Here is a 20,256-nt window from a genome sequence, read left to right as displayed (position 1 = left end):
AAAAGCGGGACGCGTGTCCCGCTTTTCGTTAACGGTTTTCTTCTGCTGTATCGCTCGTTTCACCGTAAAACTGCTGGCAGAAGGGCTTACTCGCCCCCATTTTCTGTGACAGGCGGCTGGCAGTGTCATGCATCAACTGGCTGATACCTTGCTCCCTGCGGTCTTCTGTCAATCTTGATATGGGCCCGGTCAAAGCCAGCACCGCAATCAACTTGTCGTGAACACCGAAGACCGGCATTGCAAACGCAGCAGTATGGGGATCGCGGGCACCTGCGGTGTAGAGTGGAACAGCAGGCTCACCGTCCGGCAGGCGTTCATTAAGACCCCAATGGCGCAGAACCTGACTGATGGCAGAATCGTCCAGCGGGAACTGTGTGCCGGGAAGATTGCTGTGACGAAGCCCATGTGAGGCTTCAGCACGAAACAGGCACAGACGTTGCCCGCCCTCTAACACATACCAGCTGGCACTCTCCTGAGAAGCCAGGGATAAAGCCTGTAGCTCAGGCTGAACTACCCTGGAAAGATGGAAAGACTGTTCATACAGCTTACCGAGGTAAAGCAGACGAGGGCCAAGCGCATAATTGCCGTCATCATGCCTGACGACATAGTTCATCCGTTCAAGAGAATTCATCAAGCGGTAAACCGTGGTTTTATGATAACCCGATAGCTGAGCCAGCGCGGTCAGCGTCAGGCTTTCATCGCCAGGACGGAAGCAATCCAGTAAAGCCAGCGCTTTTTCAACCGCTACAACGCCTTCATTCCCCATCATTATCTCCTTTTCAGCCCGGCAGTGAGTGTACCTCAAATTTTGTGAGTCACTTCGTGTTTACATCACAAACCCCCTCTCGGGTCTGGCTAAAAGGAAAGCAACACCGCTATAGTTGTTTCGTATTGTACACCTACATTGTACACAGTAAAACAATATGGAGGCATTCATGTCCGTTTCTGAAAAACCAACGATCAATCGCCACTTCGAACGCGTTTCTGCTGAAGAGGTTCGCCAGGCCGCAGAGTATCAGGCAGCTATCCTCGCGGATGTTGCCGGACGCCGCGGCACGCTCCATGGCCGCATCAAGCCGCTGGCACCGCATATGGCCGTTGCGGGTCCGGCCGTCACCGTTGAGGTACGGCCAGGCGATAATCTGGCCATTCACGCCGCGATGGCGGTTGCCCAACCCGGGGATGTTCTGGTCGTCGATGGAAAAGGCGATCTGAGCTGTGCGCTACTGGGTGAAATTATGGCAACCCAGGCCCAGGCGAGCGGGATTGCCGGGATCATCATCGACGGAGCAGTGCGTGACGCTGACACGCTGAGCAAGGGTAACTATCCCGTTTTCTCTGCCGGTCTGAATCCCTGCGGCCCGACAAAGTCTATTCCTGGCCGGGTTAACCATCCGATTTCCGTTGCCGGCGCGACGGTACAGGCAGGAGATTTAGTGGTAGCCGATATCGACGGCGTGGTGGTGATCCCGCGCGATGAGGTTCAGCAGATTATCGCCCTGGCAAAAGGAAAGCTGGAGATGGAGACTAAACGTCTTGCCGCCATCCGCGAGGGAAATTTACGTCCACACTGGCTTAACGACGCGCTGCGCAAGGCGGGCATGCTGGCGGACGGGGAGACGCTGTAATGGAAAACAAAAAGGTAGTCATTGTTACCGGAAGCGACCTGGCGGAGCAGGCCATGGAAATGTTGCAGGGTTTTGAGGTGGTGTTTGCGGGTCGCCAGCCCACGGAGGATGGGCTTATTGCGCTGTGCGAGCAGCATAACCCGGTGGCAATACTGGTACGTTACGGCAAGATAACCGCGAAAATCATGGATGCTGCGCCTACCCTGAAGGTTATTTCCAAACACGGAAGCGGGATCGATGTGATAGACCTGGCGGCGGCGGCCGAGCGTAACATCGCCGTCCGATCCGCGCCGGGGGCAAACGCAGCGGCGGTGGCGGAACACACCTGGGCGTTGATTCTCGCCTGCGCCAAATCCGTGGTGTCCCTGGACACGCGACTGCGCGAAGGGCACTGGGACAAAGCCACGCATAAATCCATCGAACTGGAGGGGCAAACGCTGGGGCTGATCGGGCTGGGGGCGATTGGCTCGCGGGTGGCGAATATGGGTCACGCCTTTGGTATGCGGGTTCTGGCTTACGATCCCTACGCTAAATCAATGCCTTCCGTCTGCGAGCGCACTGATACCCTGACTGACCTTCTGTCCCGCTCCGATGTGATTTCTTTGCATTGTCCGCTCACCGACGAAAATCGGGGCATGATCAATACGGAGACGCTCGCGCACGTTAAACGAAACGCTATCCTGGTGAATACGGCACGCGGCGGCTTGATTCACGACAGGTCATTGTTCGCAGCGTTAAAGGATGGAACACTGCACAGCGCGGGGCTGGACAGCTTTACCAGCGAACCGCTGACCGCGCCGCACATCTGGCAGGGCATCGATAACATCATTATCTCCCCGCATATTGGCGGCGTCAGCGCAGCGTCATATATAAAAATGGGAACCGTGGCGGCCAGAAATATTGTAGACGTTTTGAGTGCGGCTGATGAAAGAATGCTTACCGTCAGCCGCTAGCTCGAAAATGGACGAACCGAAACGCCCTTCCGTCACGGTTTCTCTGCCAGCGCCTGCGCGCACGCCCAGGCGCTGGCCCACGCCCACTGGAAGTTATACCCGCCGAGCCAGCCGGTGACGTCCATCACTTCACCTATGAAGTAGAGCCCTGGAACATTGCGTGCTTCCATGGTGCGCGAAGAAAGCTCGTGCGTATCGACACCGCCCAGCGTCACTTCCGCCGTGCGGTAGCCCTCGGTGCCGTTTGGCTGAACGCGCCAGGCTGTCAGCGTCTCGACCAGCGCGTCCTGCTCGCGGCTGTTTAGCTGCTTAAGCGACACATCGGGGATCTGCCCCAGCACCTGCAGGCACTCCACCAGACGCTTCGGCAGCTGCATCGCCAGGGTATTTTTCAGGCTCTGATTCGGGTGCGCGGTACGCTGCTCGTTGAGGAACACGTCCAGATCGCAGTCCGGCACCAGGTTTACCGTCACAAATTCGCCCGGCTGCCAATAGCTGGAGATTTGCAGCACCGCCGGACCGGAGAGGCCGCGATGGGTAAAGAGCAGGTTTTCGCGGAACACCGTGCCGTCTTCGGCGGTAATGACCGAGGGAACGGACACGCCGGAAAGCGTCTGGAGCTGTTCCAGAAGCGGTTTATGCAGCGTGAACGGCACCAGACCGGCACGCGTAGGCAGCACCTTCAGGCCAAACTGTTCGGCAATTTTATAGCCGAACGGGGACGCGCCCAGCCCCGGCATCGACAGGCCGCCACTGGCGATCACCAGGCTGTCGGCGCTGACGGTTTCACCGTTCAGCTGTAGCCTGTAACCCTGCTCGTCGCGGGCGACCTCCAGCACGTCCGTACGCAGGCGCATCGTCACGCCACCCTTCTCGCACTCGGCCACCAGCATATCGACAATCTGCTGCGCGGAGTCGTCGCAGAACAGCTGGCCCAGCGTTTTCTCATGCCACGCGATGCCGTGCTTACCCACCAGATCGATAAAATCCCACTGGGTGTAACGCGCCAGCGCAGATTTGCAAAAATGACGGTTTTGGCTCAAATAGGCCGCGGGTTCAACATACAGATTAGTAAAGTTGCAGCGCCCGCCGCCGGACATCAGGATCTTCCGGCCTGGCTTTTTACCGTTATCCAGCAGCAGCACGCGACGACCCGCCTGTCCGGCCATTGCCGCACAAAACATACCCGCCGCACCGGCGCCAATTACCACGGCATCAAACCTTTCCACGTCAAAATCCTCTTCGTTAACTGCCGCGGATTGTAAAGTTTCCTCTGTGGTCACACCAGCGTAAAAAGATATTACAAAGCCATTTCATTGATATTTAAAGATTATCCTTTCAGGCACTTTTCCCAAATCAGGTGGTATGTCAAAAAAAGTCTATATTTCACTTTGCCCGCCGTGCATTTGTCCTGGATAATGCGCCGCGTTCATGTCCTCAAAATGGCGTAACGTCCTATGCTACATTTGTTTGCCGGCCTGGATTTACATACCGGGCTTTTATTATTGCTTGCTCTGGTTTTTGTACTGTTTTACGAAGCGATCAACGGCTTCCACGACACTGCAAACGCAGTAGCAACGGTTATCTACACTCGCGCAATGCGATCGCAGCTTGCGGTTGTTATGGCGGCGGTATTTAACTTTTTTGGTGTCCTCCTGGGCGGACTGAGCGTTGCGTATGCGATCGTGCATATGCTGCCAACGGATCTGCTTCTCAACGTTAGTTCTGGCCATGGCCTTGCTATGGTGTTCTCAATGCTGCTTGCTGCAATTATCTGGAACCTCGGTACCTGGTATTTCGGCCTGCCTGCATCCAGTTCTCACACACTCATCGGCGCGATTATCGGTATCGGGTTAACCAATGCCCTGATGACCGGGACGTCCGTTGTTGATGCGCTGAACATCCCGAAAGTGTTGGGGATTTTCGGCTCTTTGATCATCTCTCCTATCGTGGGTCTGGTGGTTGCGGGTGGATTAATTTTCATCCTGCGTCGCTACTGGAGCAACACGAAAAAACGTGCGCGTATCCACCTGACGCCAGCAGAGCGTGAGAAGAAAGACGGCAAGAAAAAGCCGCCATTCTGGACGCGTATTGCGCTGATCATTTCCGCTATTGGCGTGGCGTTCTCTCACGGCGCGAACGATGGTCAGAAAGGGATTGGTCTGGTGATGCTGGTACTGATTGGCGTCGCACCGGCTGGCTTCGTGGTCAACATGAACGCCTCCGGTTACGAAATCACCCGTACCCGTGATGCAATTAACAACGTCGAAGTGTACTTCCAGCAGCATCCTGCCCTGTTGAAGAAAGCGACCGGCGTTGACCAGTTGATTCCGTCTCCTGAAGCGGGTGCCACCACCGCGCCGGGCGAGTTCCACTGCCATCCGGCAAACGCGATTAACGCGCTGGAACGTGCCAAAGGCATGCTGGGCGACATCGAAAGCTACGACAAACTGGCTGTTGAACAGCGTGGTCAACTGCGTCGCATCATGCTCTGCATCTCTGACGTGACGGATAAAGTCGCGAAGCTGCCAGAAGTGAATGCTGACGACAAACGTCTGCTGAAGAAACTGAAAAGCGATATGCTCAACACCATTGAGTACGCGCCAATCTGGATCATCATGGCCGTCGCGCTGGCACTGGGTATCGGTACAATGATTGGCTGGCGTCGTGTGGCGACCACCATCGGCGAGAAGATCGGTAAGAAAGGCATGACCTATGCGCAGGGTATGTCTGCGCAGATGACGGCGGCGGTTTCTATCGGTCTGGCGAGCTACACCGGTATGCCAGTATCCACCACCCACGTACTCTCCTCGTCCGTGGCAGGTACCATGATTGTTGACGGCGGCGGTCTGCAGCGTAAAACCGTGACCAACATTCTGATGGCTTGGGTGTTTACACTCCCGGCATCCATCCTGCTGTCTGGCGGTTTGTACTGGATTTCGCTGAAGCTGATTTAATCGGTTGAAGGCGATAAAAAAGCGGGTCAGGAAACTGACCCGCTTTTTTTATGCTCAGTGCCAAATCATCAATGCAATCATACTGACCACGACCAGCCCGCACAGGGCACTGGTCAAAATGAACTGACGACGCAGACGCTCGCAACGACGGATAAACTCTTCATCGTGATGATCGCGGTAACGCTGGTAGTAGATGTATCCCACCAGACGCATCTGTTTGCTGGGCTGTCCATGCGAGGTGAAGAATCCTCCACCGTCCACATACTGATAAAGCAACGGATCGCAACCACGAAGTACTACTAACAGCGCACGTAACGATGAGAAGTAGCGCGCCATATTCACTATGCAAACTACGCATAACGCCCAAAACAATGCGACGGTGCTAATCATACATCCTCCCCGGCGTCCGCCCACGAAGCAAGGCTTCTGAGCTACCGCACTCCAATGCCCTGACAGACAGTTCAGTGAAAGAATGACCAAAAGTTGATCCGGTTCGCGTTTTAATATCCGAACGGTTCATTAAATAGTGTAGGAGATCCGTTAATTTTTTTGCCACAAGGTTAATCGTTATCAACACCAAAGCTTGAAAAATATGTTTAACTGGGCCGTAATGAATGTATCAGACGACGGCATTCTCATTTAGTCATCGATAACTTAAGGAAGGAGTAACACTATGGCTTACAAACACATTCTCATCGCGGTAGACCTCTCCCCGGAGAGCAAAGTGCTGGTTGATAAAGCGGTATCCATGGCACGTCCCTACAACGCGAAAGTTTCGCTGATTCACGTTGATGTGAACTACTCCGACCTTTATACCGGTCTGATCGACGTGAATCTTGGCGATATGCAGAAACGCATCTCCGAAGAGACTCACCATGCGCTGAGCGAACTGTCCACCAACGCGGGCTATCCAATCACCGAAACCCTGAGCGGTAGCGGCGACCTGGGCCAGGTGCTGGTTGATGCGATCAAGAAATACGACATGGACCTGGTGGTTTGCGGTCACCATCAGGACTTCTGGAGCAAGCTGATGTCTTCAGCGCGCCAGCTGATTAACACCGTTCATGTGGATATGCTGATTGTTCCGCTGCGTGACGAAGAAGACGAGTAAGTGCGTTAAATTCCCCTCACCCTAACCCTCTCCCACAGGGAGAGGGGATAGATCGAGAACGTAGGCCGGGTAAGGCGAAGCCACCACCCGGCTTTTTTATTCCGGCGTACCCGAATAAATATCAAACCGGTGCCCTTTGGTGGTCACCGCATTGGTCGTGGCGACATCCGCCAGCGGCGGCGCATAGTCCGGGCGCTTTACCACCACCCGCTTCGTCGCGAGCTGACGAGCCGGCTCCAGCAGGCCATCTGCATCTAAATCCGGCCCCACCAGCGACTGAAACACCCGCATCTCTTTCTTCACCAGCGCGCTTTTCTGCTTATGCGGGAACATCGGGTCGAGATAGACCACCTGCGGGCGAGGGGTGATATCGGTCAGCGCCGTCAGGCTGGAGGCGTGAATCAGCTGCAAACGCGCCTGCAGCCACGGGCCGATTTCCGGGTCCGCGTAGCCTCGCGCCAGCCCGTCGTCGAGCAGCGCAGCGACCACCGGATTACGCTCCAGCATCCGCACGTGACAGCCGACAGACGCCAGCACAAAGGCATCACGCCCCAGCCCCGCCGTGGCATCGACCACGTCCGGAAGATAGCTCCCTTTGATGCCGACCGCTTTAGCCACCGCCTCGCCGCGACCGCCGCCGAACTTGCGCCGGTGCGCCATCGCGCCGCCGACAAAGTCGACAAAAATCCCGCCGAGCTTCGGTTCATCGCGCTTGCGTAACTCCAGGTGTTCCGGCGTCATCACCAGCGCCATCAGGTTTTCTTCATCGTGCTCCAGCCCCCAGCGGGCCGCCAGAACAGATAAGGCGCCGTCTCCGGCGCCCGTTTCATCTACTAAGCAGATCTTCACGTAACAATCAGCCTTTGATTCCGTAATGCTCAAGCATCGCATCCAGCTGCGGCTCGCGTCCGCGGAAGCGTTTGAACAGCACCATTGGCTCTTCAGAACCGCCGCGGGTCAGGATGTTGTCGAGGAACGACTGGCCGGTTTCGCGGTTGAAGATCCCCTCCTCTTCGAAGCGAGAGAAGGCATCTGCCGCCAGCACGTCGGCCCACAGGTAGCTGTAGTAACCCGCCGCGTAACCGCCAGCAAAGATGTGGCTGAAGGCATGCGGGAAGCGGCCCCAGGTTGGCCCTGGAATAACGGCAACCTGCTTTTTGATTTCCGCCAGGGTGTCGAGGATTTTCGCCCCCTGCTCCGGGCTGAACTCGGCGTGCAGGCGGAAATCGAACAGGCCGAACTCCAGCTGACGCAGGATGAACATCGCCGCCTGATAGTTTTTCGCCGCCAGCATTTTATCCAGCAGCTCCTTCGGCAGCGGTTCGCCGGTCTCATAGTGGCCGGAGATAAACGCCAGCGCGTCCGGCTCCCAGCACCAGTTTTCCATAAACTGGCTTGGCAGCTCGACCGCATCCCAAGGCACGCCGCTGATACCGGCTACGCCTGCGGTTTCGATGCGGGTCAGCATGTGGTGCAGACCGTGACCGAACTCGTGGAACAGGGTAATCACTTCATCGTGGGTGAAGAGCGCAGGTTTGCCGCTCACCGGACGGTTGAAGTTACAGGTCAGGTAGGCGACCGGCTTCTGCAGGGAGCCGTCGGCTTTACGCATCTGGCCCACGCAGTCGTCCATCCACGCCCCGCCGCGCTTGTTCTCACGCGCGTACAGGTCAAGGTAGAAACTGCCGCGCAGCTCGTTTTTCTCGTCATACAGCTCGAAGAAGCGCACGTCCGGATGCCAGACGTCGATATCGGTACGCTCTTTCGCGGTGATGCCATAGATGCGTTTCACCACTTCGAACAGGCCGTTAACGGCTTTGTTTTCCGGGAAGTAAGGGCGCAGCTGCTCGTCGCTGATGCTGTAGAGGTGCTGCTTCTGTTTTTCGCTGTAGTAAGCGATGTCCCACGGCTGCAGCTCGTCCACGCCGAACTCCGCTTTCGCAAAGGCGCGCAGCTGGGCCAGCTCTTTCTCACCCTGAGGACGGGCGCGTTTCGCCAGATCGGTCAGGAAGTCGAGTACCTGCTGCGGGTTCTCGGCCATTTTAGTGGCGAGGGATTTATCGGCGTAGCTGTCGAAGCCCAGCAGCTGTGCCAGCTCGTGGCGCAACGCGAGGATTTCCGCCATCACCGGGCTGTTGTCCCATTTACCGGCATTCGGCCCCTGATCGGAGGCGCGGGTGCTGTAGGCGCGGTACATCTCTTCACGCAATGCCTGGTTGTCGCAGTAGGTCATCACCGGCAGATAGCTTGGGATATCCAGCGTTAACAGGAAACCGTCCTGCTCTTTCGCTTCGGCCTGGGCTTTTGCCGCCGCCAGCGCGCTTTCCGGCATACCCGCCAGCTCCGCTTCGTCGGTAATCAGCTTCGTCCAGCCCATGGTGGCATCGAGCACGTTGTTGCTGTACTGGTTGCCCAGCTCGGACAGACGCGCGGCGATTTCACCGTAGCGAACCTGCTTCTCTTTTGGCAGACCGATACCGGACAGCTCAAAGTCACGCAGGGCGTTATCGACCGATTTTTTCTGCGCCGTGTTCAGTTCGGCATAGTGGTCGCCGTCGCGCAGGTCGCGGTAGGCTTTGTAGAGTCCTTCGTGCTGGCCGACCCAGGTGCTGTACTCAGAGAGCAGCGGCAGGGTTTGTTCGTAGGCTTCGCGCAGTTCCGGGCTGTTTTTGACCGAGTTCAGGTGGCTCACCGGGGAGAAGATACGCCCCAGCACGTCGTCCACTTCGGAAAGCTTCTGACACAGATTTTCCCACGTGTACGGCGCGCCCTGCGCAACCACGTTTTCTACCGCCGCGCGGCAATTGTCCAGCGATTGCGTAACGGCTGGAACCACATGCTCAGGGAGGATTTTAGAAAACGGTGGCAACGAAAAAGGCGTCAGTAATGGATTGGTCATAAACGCTGTCCTGTTGAAATAGGTGAATGAAGCGCGCATCCGGCGCTGGGCATATTGTTTTCAGTAATGGGGTTAAGTGTAGAGGATTTCAATGCCGGACGTTGCGCTTTCGCGGCCGTGGAAACTTTTCTGTATACTGTGGCGATACGCTCTATTTTTGCCCGATGGCGCTACGCTTATCGGGCCTACGTTTACTACCTGGAACACATTCATCCATGCTCAGTTATCGCCACAGCTTCCACGCTGGCAACCACGCCGACGTCCTTAAACACACCGTTCAGAGCCTGATCATTGAAGCGCTCAAAGAGAAAGAGAAGCCGTTTCTCTATCTCGACACCCATGCGGGTGCGGGCCGTTATCAGCTGAGCGGCGAGCATGCCGAGCGTACCGGTGAATACCTTGAGGGCATCGCCCGTATCTGGCAGCAGGACGATCTGCCTGCCGAGCTGGAGCCGTACATTGGCGTGGTGAATCACTTCAACCGCAACGGCCAGCTGCGCTACTACCCTGGCTCCCCGCTGATTGCCCGCCAGCTGCTGCGCGAGCAGGACAGCATCCAGTTAACCGAGCTGCACCCGAGCGACTTCCCGCTGCTGCGTTCTGAATTCCAGAAAGATAATCGCGCCCGCGTGGAAAAAGCCGACGGCTACCAGCAGCTGAAAGCCAAGCTGCCGCCGGTCTCCCGTCGCGGCCTGGTGCTGATCGACCCGCCGTACGAAATCAAAACCGACTATCAGGCGGTGGTGACCGGCATCCACGAAGGCTACAAACGCTTCGCTACCGGCACCTATGCCCTGTGGTACCCGGTGGTGCTGCGCGCGCAAATCAAGCGCATGATCAAAGACCTGGAAGCGACCGGTATCCGCAAAATCCTGCAGATTGAGCTGGCGGTACGCCCGGACAGCGATCAGCGCGGCATGACCGCTTCTGGCATGATTGTGATCAACCCGCCGTGGAAGCTCGAAGCGCAGATGAACAACGTGCTGCCGTGGCTGCACAAAACGCTGGTGCCAGCGGGTACGGGCCACGCCACCGTCAGTTGGATCGTACCGGAGTAATCGCAGCCATCGGTGGAAACTATTGATTTCAGGTATACAATCGCGGCAAATCACGATTAAGGACAAAAGCTATGACTAAGCATTATGACTACATCGCAATCGGCGGCGGCAGCGGCGGCATCGCCTCGATCAACCGCGCGGCCATGTACGGCCAGAAGTGTGCGCTGATTGAAGCCAAAGCGCTGGGCGGTACCTGCGTGAACGTGGGTTGTGTACCGAAAAAAGTGATGTGGCATGCGGCGCAAATCCGTGAAGCTATCCATATGTACGGTCCGGATTATGGCTTTGACACTACCATCAATAACTTCGACTGGGACAAGCTGATCGCCAGCCGTACCGCCTACATCGACCGCATTCACACCTCGTACGACAACGTGCTGGGCAAAAATAACGTCGACGTGATCCGCGGTTTCGCCCGCTTTGTGGACGCGAAAACGATCGAAGTGAACGGTGAGACGATCACTGCCGATCACATCCTGATCGCCACCGGCGGCCGTCCGAGCCACCCGAATATTCCAGGTGCAGAATACGGTATCGACTCCGACGGTTTCTTCGAGCTGCCTGCTCTGCCTAAACGCGTTGCCATCGTGGGCGCGGGTTACATCGCGGTGGAACTGGCTGGGGTGATTAACGGCCTGGGCGCTGAGGCGCACCTGTTCGTGCGTAAACACGCGCCGCTGCGCAGCTTCGACCCGCTGATTGTCGATACCCTGGTCGAAGTGATGAACACCGAAGGCCCGACCCTGCACACCAACGCCGTACCAAAAGCGGTGGTGAAAAATGCGGACGGCAGCCTGACCCTGGCGCTGGAAGATGGCCGCAGCCAGACCGTCGACTGCCTGATCTGGGCGATCGGTCGTGAACCGGCGAACGATAACTTCAACCTGGCTGTAACGGGCGTGAAAACCAACGATAAAGGCTACATCGTCGTTGATAAGTTCCAGAACACCAGCGTGCCTGGCATTTACGCGGTCGGCGATAACACCGGTGCCGTTGAGCTTACCCCGGTTGCCGTTGCGGCGGGCCGTCGTCTCTCCGAGCGCCTGTTTAACAACAAGCCGGACGAGCATCTGGATTACAACCTTATCCCAACCGTGGTCTTCAGCCACCCGCCAATCGGCACCGTCGGCTTAACCGAGCCGCAGGCGCGCGAGCAGTATGGCGACGACCAGGTGAAAGTGTATAAATCGGCGTTTACGGCGATGTACACCGCCGTCACCTCTCACCGTCAGCCGTGCCGCATGAAGCTGGTGTGTGTAGGCCCGGAAGAGAAGATTGTCGGTATCCACGGCATCGGCTTCGGCATGGACGAGATCCTGCAGGGCTTTGCGGTGGCGCTGAAGATGGGCGCAACGAAGAAAGATTTCGATAACACCGTGGCGATCCACCCGACTGCGGCGGAAGAGTTTGTGACCATGCGTTAATCCTGATGCCCCTCTCCTGAGGGGCATTTTTTTAACATTCATAAATCGTTGCAAAACGAATGCTCCGAAAAGAGTGATCTACCGCACATATCCCTACCCTTCTACCGAAGCGAGTGTCTACGCTTATAGGACGCCCGGAAAAACCTGTCTTTAAGAACACACAACCGGAGGTCCTTATCACCATGTTCAACCAGAAGATACAGGCTACCGAGAACATCGAATTCGGGATCGAAGAAGAGCTGCGCTATGAGACCGATCCCTGCGAGTTGAAACTGGATGAGATGATTGAGGCGGAGCCGGAACCGGAAATGATCGAGGGGCTGCCGGCCTCCGACGCCCTGACGCCTGCCGACCGCTACCTTGAGCTGTTCGAACACGTGCAGTCATCAAGGCTGTTTGCCGACAGTAAAACCTTCCCCGACTGCGCCCCGAAGATGGATCCGCTCGATATCCTGATCCGCTACCGCAAAGTACGTCGCCATCGTGATTTTGACCTGGCACGCTTTGTGGAGAACCACTTCTGGATGCCGGAAACCTACGGGACGGAATACGTTTCCGACCCCGGTCTTTCCCTGAAAGAGCACATTGATAACCTGTGGCCCGTGCTGACGCGCGAACCGCAGGATCATATTCCCTGGTCGTCCCTGCTGGCGCTGCCGCAGGCGTATATCGTCCCCGGCGGACGATTCAGCGAGACGTACTACTGGGATTCGTACTTCTCCATGCTGGGGCTGGCGGAGAGTGGCCGTAACGATCTGCTGAAGTGTATGGCGGATAACTTTGCGTGGCTGATTGAACGCTACGGCCATATCCCGAACGGCAACCGTACCTACTATCTCAGCCGCTCCCAGCCGCCCGTATTTGCCCTGATGGTGGAGCTGTTCGAGGAGGACGGGGTGCGCGGCGCGAAGCGTTATCTTGAACACCTGAAGATGGAGCACGCCTTCTGGATGGACGGGGCCGAGTCGCTGCTGCTTAACCAGGCCTACCGCAGCGCGGTGCGTATGCCGGATGGCTCACTGCTTAACCGTTACTGGGATGACCGCGACACGCCGCGCGACGAATCGTGGATCGAGGACGTGGAGACGGCGCGCCACTCTGGCCGTCCGCCGAATGAGGTTTACCGCGATTTACGCGCCGGGGCGGCGTCTGGCTGGGATTACTCCTCCCGCTGGCTTCGTGAGCCGGGCAGGCTTGCCAGCATTCGCACCACCCAGTTTATCCCTATCGATTTGAACGCCTTCCTGTTCAAGCTGGAAAGCGCGATCGCCAATATCTCGGCGTCGAAAGGAGATAAAGAGACGGCCGACCTGTTCCGCCAGAAAGCCAGCGATCGCCGGGCCGCGGTGAACCGCTATCTATGGGATGAAGAGAATGGCTGCTATCGGGATTACGACTGGCGCCGCGAAGTCATGGCCCTCTTCTCCGCGGCGAGCATCGTGCCGCTGTATGTCGGGATGGCGACTCATGAGCAGGCTGAACGCGTGTCTGATGCGGTGAAAGCGCGGCTGCTGACGCCGGGCGGGATTCTGGCGACCGAGTACGAAACCGGCGAGCAGTGGGATAAACCCAACGGCTGGGCACCGCTGCAGTGGATGGCGATTCAGGGGTTCAAGCAGTATGGCAACGACTCGCTGGGCGACGAGATCGCCTGGAGCTGGCTGCACACGGTGAACCACTTCTACAAGACGCACCACAAGCTGATTGAGAAGTACCACATCGCCAGCAGCACGCCGCGTGAAGGTGGGGGTGGGGAGTACCCGCTTCAGGACGGCTTCGGCTGGACGAACGGCGTAGTGCGGCGGCTGATTGGGCTGTATGGGGAGCCTTGAGCGGGGTGCGGTCTGGTCCCCTCACCCCGGCCCTCTCCCACAGGGAGAGGGAGGATAGGTCAGCGAATCACCTCATAAATGGCGGTCTGAATAGACTGCCATTTTTTCGTTTCAGAGCCCGGCTGTGCCTGCGCGCGGCGCTTCGCCATATCCGCGTCGTGCTGCTGGCGCTTCACAACAGCGGGTACGGTGCAAAACGCTTTTAAATAGTCTTTACGCGTTGACGTCAGAGACTCACCGTTCGCCATCGCGTGGCTAAGCGTGTTGATAAAACGACGGCACGGCTTCTCTTCCACCATGTTTTGCCGATAGCGCAGCATCAGTTCAAGTACGTCGTCATGGTCTGACGACATCGCCTCTTCCGTCCAGGACAGCTTCCAGTCCATGCCACCCTGCAAGAAAAGCAGCGCCACGCGAGTGTCATTGCGGTTGATGGCTGAACGGAAATTATTCTCGTCCCAGGTAACGCCCATGCGCGTCAGCGTCTCACGCGAGGAAGGCGTTTCACGCATCTCCTCTACTGGAGGCGTGGCTGCGGCATTCGCCGCAACGTGCTGCGGTTTGCCGCTGGTCACAAGCCAGACGCCCCCGGCAATAATCACGATAACCATGACGCCAACCGCGCCCCACAGCACTCCGGAAATGAGCTGCTCGCGCTGTTCAGGCGTGCGCGGCGCACGCTGGGTAGGCTTTTCAATGCTGTCACGCACCTCGAACAGATCGCCACCCGTGACCCGGTCCATTTTCTGCGCCTTTTCCCAGAATGCATGCAGTTCGCTGGCATCCACGGCCAGTAATCCCGCCGGATTGACGCGCGTTCTTCCCTCTTCAAACGCGCGCTGAACGGGTCGGGTGACTTGCGTATAGTAGCGATCGAGCAGCAGGATTTGCGCGGAACTTAATGCCCGCTGCACGGTAATGCTGTTGCGGATTTGTCGGATGTCATCAAGGAAGGTTTGCAGGGTGATGCGCGGCTCCACCAGCAGCGTCAGCATGGCGGGATCGCTAAACAGTGACGCGTAGTAACGGCTAAATTCTTTTTTATCCACCAGCAGCTGCGCCAGCTCGCTGAACATCATGCCGCTCAACACATCGTTAATGTCGCCCAGCTTCAGCCAGCGACGAACGCGATCGGCATTAAACAGGGTCTTGAGATGGTTATTGAGCCGTACCTGATCGGGCCACGCCTGCTGGATCAGCCCCTTAATCATCAATTCGATAGCACGCACCTGCTTATGCGCCTGCTGCTGTTGGATTTCGCTACCGTGCGCCAGCTCAGTGTTGTAAGTCAGAAGAGGCTGCTGGAGACGAAGATGCTCCAGAGTCGTCACAAACCGCATCGCCGCAATCAGCTGATTTTCAGTGACATCCTGCCCGCTTTCATACTGAGGCACGCGCTGCTGCAGCAGGCGCAGCTGGAGCGTAAATGTCGACATTTCAGCGTCGTTCAGGTTGAGTTGCTTCGCAACAGCAGCCCATCCCCCGAGACCTAAGCGGGCACTGTCCAGCTGTTCCAGAAACCAGCGTGGATCTTTTCCTTCAGAAGCATGTACATTCAGCAGGAGCAGAATTTCGACTGACGCCTGACGAATAACCGCAAGACAGTGTTCAAACTGTTCGCGAATGGGGTGTGATGTGCTGAGAGTCATTGTATTCCTTCAGAGACAATGAAAACGCCTGGGCCAGGCATGAAACAGCTTTTTTTCTTTTATTTATACGACGTTAAACATACCTGACTTTCTGTTGAAATAAAGTGACAACCTTATAATCATTTAAAATGTTTCAGGAGAATCTGAATGCCCGTATTAACGACCGCGCGTCTCACCTGTTCACCGCTGCACGAGCAGGACTGGCCATTTTTTCTCGCGCTACAGCACGATCCCAACGTCATGCGCTTTGTGGCGGAAAACCGCCCTCTGGCAGAGATCCGCGCAGCGTTCGATTCTCGTCTCGTCCCATGGTCGCCGGGCAGCGCGCACTGGCTTTGCCTCACCGTGCGTGATACGGCCTCGCAGGCTCCGCTGGGCGTCACGGGTTACATTCATCGGGAAGAAGATTGTGCCGAAGTCGGATTCCTTTTCGCACCTGCGGCACACGGGAAAGGTTACGGCTTCGAATCGCTGCGGGCGCTTTGCGATTATGCCTTTCTTCAGGGCGGTATTCGTCGGCTTACCGCCACCGTCACGGCGGGAAATATTGCGTCAAAGCGTGTACTGGAAAAAACAGGTTTTCAACTGGAAGGCGAACTGCGCGAGAATTATTACCTTGGCGGTCAGTGGCAAAATGACTGGCTATTTGGCTTATTGAAGCATGAATACCTGAATAATAATCCCTGAGCAATAGCCATTTGGCGGATATTTCTCCCGCGTCGTTTCCTCTACAGTGTTGCCATTAAGAGGAAACGAATATGCCAGGTTCTACGCTAAAGATATCGTCTGCTGCGATTGCGTTAATTAAAAAAAATCAGGGGCTTTCCCTGGAGAAATATCGTGACATAAACGGAATATGGGTTATCGGATATGGTCACGTCATCCACCCGCGGGAAGATTTTCGCCGTCTTATCACCCCCATCGAGGCAGAATATTTGCTCCACGGCGATTTGCAATTATGCGAGGCGCTGCTGCGGGAAAATGTGACGTTCTCCTTAACCCAACAGCAGCATGACGCGCTGATATTAATGATATTCAGCTTCGGTGAAATACCGACGCGGGTAAAAGCATGGCTTCAGGCCGTTGAGCGGGTGTAGTACATGGCCGCCTGCGTTCTGTTTTTGACATCCAGCCGACGGAAAAGCGCTTCCAGATGGGCTTTTACCGTTGCCGCGCTGATATTCAGGCTGCGGCTAATTTCCTTATTTGACTCCCCGGCAGCCAGGCGTTTCAACACTTCACGCTGACGCTCGCTTAGCGTTAATAATGCCTCCTGCGAAGCCTGCTGCCTGAGCCACTCCCCGGGAAAACAGATCATCCCTCTGGACACGGAATCCAGCACGGCGGCGAATCGTTCCGGGTTCGCATTGCGGGGAATAATCGCCATCACGTTTCGCTGCATCATCTGCTCGCCCCATCTGGTCTCTTTTCTCGCCAGAACCATCACCACGCGGAGTGCCGGGAAGCGATGTATGATTTCCCCCAGGAAAGCGATGCCCTCTTTCTGAATTAAATCCCCGTCAATCATCACGATAGCGGCGGGTGACGCGGACAACTGCGCCCATAATTCATCAGCCTGACTGGTCCCCGTCATATCTATTTCCGGAATTAACTTTTGCAGACTGTGTATCGCTCCATGAATAAATATCGACTGCCTGTCAAACATGATTACTCGCATCGTTTTTCTCCCTCTGAGAATAGCGAGGGGGGATTCTACAGAGGCATTATTTGAGAAAAAACTCAATGAATGGAGAGGTTACAAATCCACCCGTTTTCTTTATATCTACCCGTATCTGGACACATTTGTCTTAAGGATTTCCTTAAGAGGTTCCCTCCCCTTAAGCGTGCGGCTTAGAGGAACATACCGCCTGACACTTCAATACGTTGCGCGTTCATCCAGCCCAGTTTGTCGCTAAGCAGGGCGGCAATGGCATTGCCAATGTCGTCCGGCAGGCCCACACGCCCCAGCGCCGTCTGCGACGCCAGCAGTTGATTAAGCTCGGCGTTGTCACGCACGCGTCCGCCGCCAAAGTCGGTTTCAATCGCGCCGGGGGCGATAATGTTGACGGCGATCCCGCGAGCGCCCAGCTCTTTCGCCTGATAGCGGGTCAGCACTTCCATCGCCCCTTTCATCGCCGCATAGGTACCCGAGCCCGGCTGGGTGAAACGGGCCAGACCACTGGAGACGTTCAGAATACGCCCACCGTCCTTTATCAGAGGCAGCAGGATCTGAGTCAGGAAGAACGGTCCTTTAAAGTGGATGTTCATGGCGTCATCAAACTGGGCTTCCGTCGTCTCGGTATAGGGTGCATATAAACCCGTGCCCGCGTTGTTTAATAAATAATCAAAGGTGTCACGTTGCCAGACCGTCTTCAGGCTTTCCTGCACTTTTTTAGCAAAGTCACCGAAAGTGGCGATTTCGCCGACGTTAAGCTGTAATGCCACCGCCTTAACCCCTTTTTGCTCAATTTCACGCACGACGTTCTGCGCTTCCCGCTCGCTGCTGTTATAAGTCAGGATGATCCCCGTCCCTTCTGCCGCCAGCTTCAAAACCGCGTTTTTACCCAGGCCACGGCTACCACCTGTCACTAATGCAATACGTTCACTCATGAGAAACCTCGTTTCGGCTGTTATGGAGATTGAGAAAGAGCTTATTAGGTGATAGAAAATCAATAAAGACAGTGGATAACGCTTCACTGTTTCATTAGTAACAACAATGAGCGCCGCCTATGGATAAAATTCACGCAATGCAATTGTTCATCCGTGTCGCAGAACTGGAGAGTTTTTCCCGTGCGGCGGAGACGCTGAGCCTGCCAAAGGGCAGCGTTTCGCGGCAAATCCAGGCGCTGGAAAACCAGCTGGGCACCCAGCTATTGCACCGTACCACCCGTCGCGTCAGCCTGACGCAGGATGGGATGGTCTATTACGAACGCACAAAAGATCTGCTGGCAAACCTCGACGAACTGGACAGCATGTTCCTTCACGACCCTTCCAGCATCAGCGGACGGTTGCGTGTCGATATGCCCGTTGGCGTTGCACGAAATTTAGTCATCCCCAAACTGCCCGCCTTTCTGCAACAGTATCCCGGCATCGAACTGGAACTCAGCAGCAGCGACCGTCTGGTGGACGTGATTCGCGAGGGGTTTGACTGCGTGGTGCGCGTGGGCACGCTGAAGGATTCAGGGCTGATAGCCCGACCGCTGGGCAAGCTGTCCGTCATCAACTGCGCCAGTCCGGCGTATCTGACGCGCTTCGGCTATCCTGAGACGCTGGAGGATCTGGCTTCACATGCGGTGATCCACTATGCCGCCACGCTGGGCACACGCCCGCAGGGCTTCGAGTTTTATAACGGCAGCACGACGCAGTGGGTCAAGACGGGCGGTGTATTAACGGTCAACAGCACGGAGACCTACCAGGCTGCCTGCCTTGCGGGGTTAGGCATTATTCAGGTTCCGCGGGTTGGAGTACGTGATTTACTGCGCACGAAGAAACTGGTTGAGATCCTCCCGCAATACCGGGCGGAACCGATGCCCGTTTCGCTGATTTATCCTCACCGCCGTAACCTCTCCCGCCGGGTACATCTGTTTATGGAGTGGCTAACTGAACTCACGAAAGCTTACGTGGACTAGTCGCAAGCTATAATTCAAAAACACATCCAGCTCAACGAAAAGGAAAATGCGCGTGACGCCGGAAAACAATCCGCAACGACCGACTCAACATTTAGAGTATGAACCCATCAAAAAGATGGAAACCGAGCCTGAAGCGCCCGCAACGCCTGGGACAGCCAGCAAAGCGCTGGGTACGGTTACCAGCATGGCAGAAAAGATCCAGCAGCTTCCCATGATTGCACACCTGATACGCGCCACGGAACGGTTTAACGACCGCATGGGGAATCAGTTTGGGGCGGCCATTACTTACTTTTCTTTCTTATCGATGATCCCGATCCTGATGGTGTCGTTTGCTGCCGCCGGTTTTGTGCTGGCGTCACACCCGACGCTGCTGCAGGACATTTTCAATAAGATTCTGATTAACGTCAGCGACCCAACGCTCGCCTCCACGCTGAAAAGCACCATCAATACCGCCGTACAGCAGCGTACTACCGTCGGTATCGTCGGTTTACTGATTGCCCTCTATTCCGGCATTAACTGGATGGGCAACCTGCGTGAAGCCATTCGCGCCCAGTCGCGCGACGTGTGGGAGCGCACGCCGCAGGAGCAGGAGAAGATTTGGGTTAAGTATTTTCGTGATTTTGTATCGCTGATTGGTCTGCTCGTGGCGCTGATCGTGACGCTTTCCATCACTTCCGTTGCAGGCTCGGCGCAGCAGATGATCATCTCCGCGCTCTATCTTGATTACATCGAATGGCTGAAGCCCGCATGGCGCGGGATTGGCCTGGCTATCTCCATCTTTGCCAACTACCTGCTGTTCTTCTGGATCTTCTGGCGCCTGCCGCGCCATCGTCCGCGTAAGAAAGCGCTCATTCGCGGGACGCTCATTGCGGCGATTGGCTTTGAGGTGATCAAAATCGTAATGACCTACACTCTGCCGTCGCTGGTGAAATCCCCGTCCGGCGCGGCGTTTGGCTCCGTACTGGGGCTGATGGCGTTCTTCTACTTCTTCGCTCGCCTGACGTTGTTCTGCGCGGCGTGGATCGCCACTGCCGAGTATAAAGATGACCCGCGTATGCCGGGAAAAACCCACCGCTAAGCCCCCTGTCGGGCTGATATTTCAGCCCGACCAGTCAT

19 protein-coding genes are annotated in these 20,256 nt (G+C 56.3%); 11 read left to right on the top strand and 8 right to left on the bottom strand.

The annotated features are described in order from the left end of the window. Positions 1–28: 28 nt before the first annotated feature. Positions 29–766 carry an IclR family transcriptional regulator gene (locus KW829_RS17270; protein WP_010436618.1) on the bottom strand — a complete coding sequence of 246 codons (738 nt, stop codon included), beginning with the start codon at positions 764–766 and terminating at the stop codon, positions 29–31. A gap of 169 nt (positions 767–935) precedes the next feature. Between KW829_RS17270 and KW829_RS17265 the strand changes: the two genes are divergently transcribed. Both KW829_RS17265 and KW829_RS17260 read left to right on the top strand, forming a co-directional pair. Further along, positions 936–1,628, top strand: coding sequence for an RraA family protein (locus KW829_RS17265; protein ID WP_218308707.1), 693 nt, complete (start codon positions 936–938; stop codon positions 1,626–1,628). Then, complete coding sequence (locus KW829_RS17260) at positions 1,628–2,581, top strand: hydroxyacid dehydrogenase (protein WP_218308706.1); 954 nt, start codon at positions 1,628–1,630, stop codon at positions 2,579–2,581. The genes KW829_RS17265 and KW829_RS17260 overlap by 1 nt, the downstream gene beginning before the upstream one ends. 32 nt (positions 2,582–2,613) lie before the next feature. On the opposite strand, the gene KW829_RS17255 is transcribed toward KW829_RS17260, so the two are convergent. Next, positions 2,614–3,810 carry an NAD(P)/FAD-dependent oxidoreductase gene (locus KW829_RS17255; protein WP_218308705.1) on the bottom strand — a complete coding sequence of 399 codons (1,197 nt, stop codon included), beginning with the start codon at positions 3,808–3,810 and terminating at the stop codon, positions 2,614–2,616. Between the two features lie 228 nt (positions 3,811–4,038). Between KW829_RS17255 and pitA the strand changes: the two genes are divergently transcribed. Further along, complete coding sequence (gene pitA, locus KW829_RS17250; protein ID WP_042717227.1) at positions 4,039–5,538, top strand: inorganic phosphate transporter PitA; 1,500 nt, start codon at positions 4,039–4,041, stop codon at positions 5,536–5,538. A gap of 54 nt (positions 5,539–5,592) precedes the next feature. Here pitA and uspB read toward each other — a convergent pair whose 3' ends face one another. Then, complete coding sequence (gene uspB / locus KW829_RS17245) at positions 5,593–5,928, bottom strand: universal stress protein UspB (protein WP_003861224.1); 336 nt, start codon at positions 5,926–5,928, stop codon at positions 5,593–5,595. A 283-nt stretch (positions 5,929–6,211) separates the two neighbouring features. Between uspB and uspA the strand changes: the two genes are divergently transcribed. Beyond that, a complete protein-coding gene (gene uspA, locus KW829_RS17240; protein WP_003861223.1) occupies positions 6,212–6,649 on the top strand; it encodes a universal stress protein UspA in 438 nt (145 codons plus the stop codon). 96 nt (positions 6,650–6,745) lie between these two features. Here uspA and rsmJ read toward each other — a convergent pair whose 3' ends face one another. Continuing rightward, positions 6,746–7,498, bottom strand: coding sequence for a 16S rRNA (guanine(1516)-N(2))-methyltransferase RsmJ (gene rsmJ, locus KW829_RS17235; RefSeq protein WP_218308704.1), 753 nt, complete (start codon positions 7,496–7,498; stop codon positions 6,746–6,748). 7 nt (positions 7,499–7,505) lie between these two features. Beyond that, a complete protein-coding gene (prlC, locus tag KW829_RS17230; RefSeq protein WP_089598693.1) occupies positions 7,506–9,548 on the bottom strand; it encodes an oligopeptidase A in 2,043 nt (680 codons plus the stop codon). Positions 9,549–9,763: 215 nt separating this feature from the next. On the opposite strand from prlC, the gene KW829_RS17225 reads away from it, so the two are divergent. The 3 genes from KW829_RS17225 (at position 9,764) to KW829_RS17215 (ending at position 13,862) form a co-directional block, all read left to right on the top strand. Continuing rightward, positions 9,764–10,606 (top strand): 23S rRNA (adenine(2030)-N(6))-methyltransferase RlmJ, encoded by an 843-nt coding sequence (locus tag KW829_RS17225; protein WP_108417662.1) that lies wholly within the window; start codon positions 9,764–9,766, stop codon positions 10,604–10,606. A gap of 71 nt (positions 10,607–10,677) precedes the next feature. Then, complete coding sequence (gene gorA / locus KW829_RS17220) at positions 10,678–12,030, top strand: glutathione-disulfide reductase (RefSeq protein ID WP_218308703.1); 1,353 nt, start codon at positions 10,678–10,680, stop codon at positions 12,028–12,030. 182 nt (positions 12,031–12,212) lie between these two features. Beyond that, on the top strand, positions 12,213–13,862 hold the full coding sequence (locus KW829_RS17215) for an alpha,alpha-trehalase (protein WP_089598696.1): 1,650 nt from the start codon (positions 12,213–12,215) through the stop codon (positions 13,860–13,862). A gap of 59 nt (positions 13,863–13,921) precedes the next feature. On the opposite strand, the gene KW829_RS17210 is transcribed toward KW829_RS17215, so the two are convergent. Further along, on the bottom strand, positions 13,922–15,511 hold the full coding sequence (locus KW829_RS17210; RefSeq protein ID WP_218308702.1) for an STY4199 family HEPN domain-containing protein: 1,590 nt from the start codon (positions 15,509–15,511) through the stop codon (positions 13,922–13,924). A 147-nt stretch (positions 15,512–15,658) separates the two neighbouring features. On the opposite strand from KW829_RS17210, the gene KW829_RS17205 reads away from it, so the two are divergent. After that, positions 15,659–16,198, top strand: coding sequence for a GNAT family N-acetyltransferase (locus KW829_RS17205; protein WP_089598698.1), 540 nt, complete (start codon positions 15,659–15,661; stop codon positions 16,196–16,198). A 71-nt stretch (positions 16,199–16,269) separates the two neighbouring features. Continuing rightward, positions 16,270–16,608, top strand: a complete 339-nt coding sequence (locus tag KW829_RS17200; protein ID WP_010426015.1) for a lysozyme — start codon at positions 16,270–16,272, stop codon at positions 16,606–16,608. On the opposite strand, the gene KW829_RS17195 is transcribed toward KW829_RS17200, so the two are convergent. Continuing rightward, positions 16,587–17,189, bottom strand: coding sequence for a helix-turn-helix transcriptional regulator (locus KW829_RS17195; RefSeq protein WP_218308701.1), 603 nt, complete (start codon positions 17,187–17,189; stop codon positions 16,587–16,589). The genes KW829_RS17200 and KW829_RS17195 overlap by 22 nt on opposite strands. A 173-nt stretch (positions 17,190–17,362) precedes the next feature. After that, on the bottom strand, positions 17,363–18,121 hold the full coding sequence (locus KW829_RS17190; protein ID WP_218308700.1) for an SDR family NAD(P)-dependent oxidoreductase: 759 nt from the start codon (positions 18,119–18,121) through the stop codon (positions 17,363–17,365). Positions 18,122–18,240: 119 nt separating this feature from the next. Here KW829_RS17190 and KW829_RS17185 point away from each other — a divergent pair, with 119 nt between their 5' ends. Next, positions 18,241–19,140: a LysR family transcriptional regulator gene (locus KW829_RS17185; RefSeq protein ID WP_010426022.1), complete on the top strand. Its 900-nt coding sequence runs from the start codon at positions 18,241–18,243 to the stop codon at positions 19,138–19,140. Between the two features lie 52 nt (positions 19,141–19,192). Next, positions 19,193–20,218 carry an inner membrane protein YhjD gene (yhjD, locus tag KW829_RS17180; protein ID WP_218308699.1) on the top strand — a complete coding sequence of 342 codons (1,026 nt, stop codon included), beginning with the start codon at positions 19,193–19,195 and terminating at the stop codon, positions 20,216–20,218. Positions 20,219–20,256 lie beyond the last annotated feature (38 nt).

The sequence above is a fragment of the Enterobacter sp. ENT02 genome (assembly GCF_019219165.1).
GTDB lineage: Bacteria > Pseudomonadota > Gammaproteobacteria > Enterobacterales > Enterobacteriaceae > Enterobacter > Enterobacter mori.
This window is presented reverse-complemented; position numbering and strand designations above follow the sequence as displayed.